We start from the raw sequence: 5766 nt of genomic DNA, 5'->3' as shown, positions 1-5766 counted from the left end.
ATGCCGAGCAGCGAGGCGATGATCGAATGCCGCCTTGTCTGGCGAAGCACACCCTGCCGGGCATCGATCAGCACGATCGCCAGGTCGGCGGTCGAGGCGCCGGTGGCCATGTTGCGGGTGTATTGCTCGTGGCCAGGTGTGTCGGCAACGATGAATTTGCGTTTCGGCGTGGCGAAGAAGCGGTAAGCGACGTCGATGGTGATGCCTTGCTCGCGCTCGGCCTCCAGACCGTCGACCAGCAGCGCGAAATCAATGTCGTCGCCCGTCGTTCCATGCTTGCGCGAATCGCGTTCGAGCGCGGCGAGTTGGTCCTCGAAAATCTGCTTGGTATCGGACAGCAGGCGCCCGATCAGCGTCGACTTGCCGTCATCGACCGAGCCGCAGGTCAGGAAGCGCAGCAGCGACTTCTTCTCCTGCGCCGCCAGATAGTCGCGAACGCCGTCGGTGGGGGCGAGGCTCTTTGCCATGATGTGGCGCATGGTCAAAAGTACCCCTCGCGCTTCTTCTTTTCCATCGAGCCGGCTTCATCGCGATCGATCAGGCGACCCTGCCGTTCGGACGTGCGTGCCGTCAGCATTTCGCCGACGATGGCTTCCAGCGTGTCGGCATCCGATTCGATGGCGCCGGTCAGCGGATAGCAGCCAAGCGTGCGGAACCGCACCAGCCTGTTCTCCACCGTCTCGCCGGGGCGCAGTTTCATGCGCTCGTCGTCCCGCAGGATCAGCATGCCGTCGCGTTCCACCACCGGTCGTTCCTTGGCGAAATAGAGCGGCACGATCGGGATACTTTCCTGCAGGATGTACTGCCAGATATCGAGTTCGGTCCAGTTCGACAGCGGAAAGACGCGGATCGATTCACCCGATGCGATGCGGGTGTTGAATATCTTCCACATTTCGGGGCGCTGGTTCTTCGGATCCCACACATGCTGGGCGTTGCGGAAGGAAAAGATGCGCTCCTTGGCGCGCGATTTCTCCTCGTCGCGACGAGCGCCGCCAAAGGCCGCATCGAAACCGTATTTGTCGAGCGCCTGGCGCAGCGCCACGGTCTTCATGACATGGGTGTGGGTGTTCGAACCATGGTCGAAGGGATTGATGTTGTCGCGCACGCCGTCTTCATTGACATGAACCAGGAGATCGAAGCCGAGTTTCTGCGCCATCTGATCGCGAAAGGCGATCATCTCGCGGAACTTCCACGTCGTGTCGACGTGAAGAAAGGGGAACGGCGGCTTGGCGGGATAAAACGCCTTCATCGCCAGATGCATCAACACGGATGAATCCTTGCCAACCGAATAGAGCATGACCGGCTTGGCAAAAGCGGCCGCAACCTCACGGAATATATGGATGGACTCGGCTTCAAGCCGTTGAAGATGCGTAAGCGCTGTTGTCATGGGCCGTGGGCGTTCTTTCGTATCTTCCAACAGAAGACCTTGCCTCAAATCATCGAGCTCTTCGCACCCGGTTCGAGCCTTGTTTCTGGACAATCTTCTCGTGCCGGCGTTCTAGCAGATCGCCATTATCAAGAACAATGCTGTACTGACCCGGCCGCACATGGTTCGAGAATGAATTTTCCACAGATGCCGGCAAATCCGGAAATTCCTGCCTGCAAGCTCAACGGCCCAGAAAACGCGGGGAAAATATTGCTTGAATGGATCAGCTGCGGCTTTCAAGGGACTTCCTCTGGTCGGCCCGCGCCTGCCGCCGCTTTTCGGTGGCAATCTGCCCTATACACTATCGAAAATGGGGGGCAGCCGCTATACCAGCCTCGGGAAGTGGGCAAGTGCATCATGGGCAATTTCGAGGCGAGCGTATTCAACTTCGCTAAACAAGATCCGCCGCATGAAACTTGCCGAAGACAGCGAGCCCGAAAATTGACCCGGCTTTCACCCCTGAGACAGCAATTCACGCCTTCGCGGATCAACAACTACTTCTCCGTCCTTTGCTTCTTTTTTCCACCGGTACTGGGATCGGTGGTCAGCTTTGTATTCGCTGGCGGAGGCCTTTCGTCAGCCCTGCTGATTGCTTTACGGAAAAGGCGCTTCAACGCCGACCGGCCCATGATCTGGTTGACGGTCGCGATCTATGCCTACTGCGCCTCCAATCTCCTGGCTTCCATCGTCAACAATTCGTTCGCCCGTGATGCGCCACATCTTATCCCGCTCGTCACCTTCCTGTTTTTTCCCGTGTCCTATTCGACCTGGAGCATCACGCAGAAAACCACGCTTACCCGCATCATCGTGCTTTCCAGCATGGCCGCCTGTTTTGCCGCGCTGCTCATGGCCGTCATCCAGCAATATTGGATTGGCGTCAGGGCCGAGGGGGGAGCCGGAAATCCGATCGTCTTCGCAACCGTGGTGTGCCTTGCCGTGGTGATGTGTGTGGCTGGCGCCTTGTCCGGTGTTGAGCAAGCCCGGACCCCACTCTTCTACGCGGCACTGGCCGGGACGATCGCCGTCATCTATTCCGGCTCGCGTATCGTCTGGCTGGCACTGCTGATCGCCGGCATCGCCGTCATGCTGATCAACCGGCACAGGCTCAGAGGCAGGAATGCCGTTCGCCTGCTGCTGCTGCTGGCAGCGGTCGGCGTCGTGATCGCCGCTTCCAGCTTCCAGGCGATATCCGGGCGGGTCGACTTTTTGCGCTCCGATTGGGGTGCGCTTGGGGCTGGCGGCAATTACGACACCTCGTTGGGAATACGTGTTGCGCTTTGGGAGATCGGCCTCAAAGCATTCCATGACATGCCACTGTTCGGGCACGGTGTGGGTGCAACCCAGCATCTGATCAAGCAGGGCTTTCATGAGCAGTTCGCGATGGACACAGGCTTCAACCATTTTCACAACGGCTTCCTGACCGCCTTGGTGCAAGCGGGAATTCTGGGTGCCGTGACGCTGGCGGCGATCTTTATCGTTGCCGCCGGAAATGCCGCCCGGGTCTTGCGAAACAGCAACGATCCGAGCGAGCGGTTCGGCGCGACCATGATTGTTGTCGTGGTGATCACCTATCTGACGGCCGGAATGACAGGCATCCTGATCGGCCATGACATTCTGGACTCGGTGCTGATGGTCTTCATGGTGAGCGGAACATATCTCGCCTCCGGACGCCATGTTCCTTTGTTGGAAGAGCAGGCACTTGCACCAGTGATGGAAGAGCGAGCACTTCCATCAGTCACCAGAGAGCTGTTTCGGGTAAGGCCATGAAGGTTCTGGTCACGGGCGCGACAGGTTTCATCGGGCGCCTTGTCGTGCGCCACCTTCGCGAAGCCGGTGCCGAGCTTCGCCTCGCCTCCCGCCATCCCGAGAGGCTTGGTTCGGAGAACGAGACTGTGCCGATGCCCGGCTTCGATGCGCCGGCCGCCGCCTTCCTGGAACTGACCCGGCATATTACTGACGTCGTCCATTGCGCCGGCCTCAACAATGATCAGGGAAATGCAACCGAAGCCGATTACCAGGCGGCCAATGTGGAACTGAGCGCAAGGCTGGCGCATGCCGCGGCCGCCCAGATAAGCGGACGTTTCATCCATCTCTCCTCGATCCGAGCGGTGATCGGCGCGCATGTCAGCGCAACGATCGACGAGGACACGCTTCCTGCCCCACAATGCGCCTATGGACGCTCGAAGCGCGAAGGCGAGATCAAGGTTTTGGACGCCTACGCGTTACACGGCCGCTCGGACGCCGCCGTGTTGCGCCTGCCTCCGGTTTATGGAAGCGGCATGAGGGGGAATCTGGCAACGCTGATGCGCCTTGCCGATACGCCGCTGCCGCTGCCGACGGGTGCCTTGACCGGAATCCGCTCGCTGATGTCTTCCGAGGCCGCGGTGCGAGCAGTGTCGCACCTGCTCAGCCATTCCGGACCGCTTCGCCCGATCTATGTCGGCGCCGATGTGCCGCCGGTCGCCGCCGAGGCCATCATCGCCGCCTTTCGCAGAGGTTTGGGGCGGCCTGTGCGCCTGATGGCTGTGCCGGCCGGTCTGATACGGCCGGTCGTGGCCGCGCTCGGCAGGCGGGCGTTCTGGGACAGCCTGACCGCGACACAGATATGCGACCCCGCCCTGCTGGTATCGCAGGGGTGGACGCCTGAAGCCGGCACGCTCGAGCGGCTGGTCGAGCTGGCGCGGCTCGGTAGATCCTGACTTTCTTGCTTGACCATGATCTTTTCCAAAAACCGGCTTCCACTTTTTGGGATCATGGTCTGCGGTAGAGCGTTCCAAACAGGATCCGAAGGTCGAGCCAGAACGACGCAGTGCGGAGGTAGGCAGCATCCGTTTCGGCCAAAAGCTCCGGGTTCGACATGTCGATGCCCCTGATCTGGGCCAGGCCGGTTATGCCCGGCAGCGCCGCCAAAACCCCCAGCCGCCTGCGACACTCGATCAACTCGGTTTGGGTCGGCAGGCAGGGGCGCGGCCCGACCAGGCTCATTTCGCCCTTCAGGACATTCCAGAATTGCGGCAGCTCGTCGAGCTTGAACTTCCGTAGGACCTTCCCGACCGATGTCACGGAATCCGCCGGCGCCTCATGCGAGGGTAGTGACGGCGTCCCGACATACATGGTGCGCAACTTGTGGCAGCGAAAAAGCCGACCGTCACGGCCGACCCGCACCTGTGAAAAAATAGCCGGGCCCGGCGACGATGCTCGAACGGCAAGGACGGTGAGCGCCAAGACAGGAGATGTCGCCACCAGCAGCAGAGCCGCACCGGCAATATCGAAGATTTGCTTGGCTGCCTTCATGAACGGCCGATAGTGCTCCCTGCCGAAGTCCCGAGGCAACGCCGCAGGCCAATGCCGTCAATCCGGTCGACGTAGCATGAGCCGATCTCTTGACCAAGCGCGCCACGCAGCCGTCGCAATGTTCAGATGCGCCCCAGGATGAAGGCGAGATAGAGCCCAATGTTTCCGGAAACGGTCTGCCGATAGACGCCGCTTTGGCGCAAGCCTGCCAAGCGGCGGGAAAGGCCACCGTTGCGCCCGCGGATGAAAAGGTCGAGGCACGCCGTCGCGTCCTCGGTCAGGAGATCGCGATTGACGGCGAGACCGTCGAGGTTGAGGTCCGTCCAGCCGGCGAATTCCCCCTTGAACAGGCGGCCAAGCCGGGAGAACCTTGCTTTCCAGGACACGTTGGCGCCGACCAGGTTCGCCGCGTGCTGCCGGTAGCGCACCAGCGGCTGCGGATCGTAGCGGACGATGCCGCCGGCGGCGGTCACGATGAGATAGGCCCACCAGTCATGGCTGACGAACCCGGTCCGCGTGGAGGCCCTGGCCAGCAGGTCGCGTGCCGCGGCGTTGAGCAGGATTGTGTTGCCGCCGGCGATGCTTTGCACAAGCGCGTTGCGAAAGGATGGCGGCCGGGCAAACAGCGGCGAATGGCCGACAAGGCTTCCTGTTTCCGTCATGGTTGCGGTTCGCGAACAAAACATCAGCGGGGTTTTCGCATCTTGGGTCCGCATCCAGCTGATAGCGCTCTCCAGCCTGTCGGGCTCCCAGATATCGTCCTGGTCGCAGAAGGCATAGCAGTCCGCCTCGATGCGTCGGTCGACGATCATGGAGCGGAAATTGGCGGCGAAGCCTTGCCGCGGCCCCTCTACCAGCGTCATCCGCCCCTTGGGCCGCCAGCGGGATTTCCATGTCTCGATGATGGCGGTCGTGCCATCGGTGGAGCCATCGTCTGAAATCCACAAGTCGACCAGAGGGTGCGACTGCTCGAGCAGGGACTGCAGCTGCTCCTCGATGAAGGCGGCGCCGTCTTTCGTGCCCATCGGGACCGCGATGCGCAGATC

General features: G+C 61.2%; 6 protein-coding genes. 2 read left to right on the top strand and 4 right to left on the bottom strand.

Annotated elements, in window-relative coordinates; genetic code table 11:
- On the bottom strand, positions 1-479 hold a 479-nt coding region (locus tag EN893_RS15745), incomplete at its 3' end, for a GTP-binding protein (protein WP_206640124.1).
- 2 nt (positions 480-481) lie between these two features.
- Positions 482-1387: a sulfate adenylyltransferase subunit CysD gene (cysD, locus tag EN893_RS15740; protein ID WP_027035869.1), complete on the bottom strand. Its 906-nt coding sequence runs from the start codon at positions 1385-1387 to the stop codon at positions 482-484.
- A gap of 480 nt (positions 1388-1867) precedes the next feature.
- On the opposite strand from cysD, the gene EN893_RS15735 reads away from it, so the two are divergent.
- Positions 1868-3193 (top strand): O-antigen ligase, encoded by a 1326-nt coding sequence (locus EN893_RS15735; RefSeq protein ID WP_127270015.1) that lies wholly within the window; start codon positions 1868-1870, stop codon positions 3191-3193.
- Positions 3190-4125 (top strand): NAD-dependent epimerase/dehydratase family protein, encoded by a 936-nt coding sequence (locus EN893_RS15730; RefSeq protein WP_127270009.1) that lies wholly within the window; start codon positions 3190-3192, stop codon positions 4123-4125. Before EN893_RS15735 ends, EN893_RS15730 begins: the two co-directional genes overlap by 4 nt.
- A gap of 52 nt (positions 4126-4177) precedes the next feature.
- Here the strand turns inward: EN893_RS15730 and EN893_RS15725 are convergent, their stop codons facing one another.
- Together EN893_RS15725 and EN893_RS15720 are read right to left on the bottom strand one after the other, a co-directional pair.
- Positions 4178-4720: a sugar transferase gene (locus EN893_RS15725; protein ID WP_127271926.1), complete on the bottom strand. Its 543-nt coding sequence runs from the start codon at positions 4718-4720 to the stop codon at positions 4178-4180.
- Between the two features lie 122 nt (positions 4721-4842).
- On the bottom strand, positions 4843-5766 hold a 924-nt coding region (locus tag EN893_RS15720), incomplete at its 5' end, for a glycosyltransferase family 2 protein (RefSeq protein ID WP_245490843.1).

Origin of the sequence: Mesorhizobium sp. M7A.F.Ca.CA.004.04.2.1 (assembly GCF_004022825.1) — a bacterium.
GTDB lineage: Bacteria > Pseudomonadota > Alphaproteobacteria > Rhizobiales > Rhizobiaceae > Mesorhizobium.
Note: the sequence above shows the minus strand (reverse complement) of the source record. Positions and strands in the feature narration are given on the sequence as shown.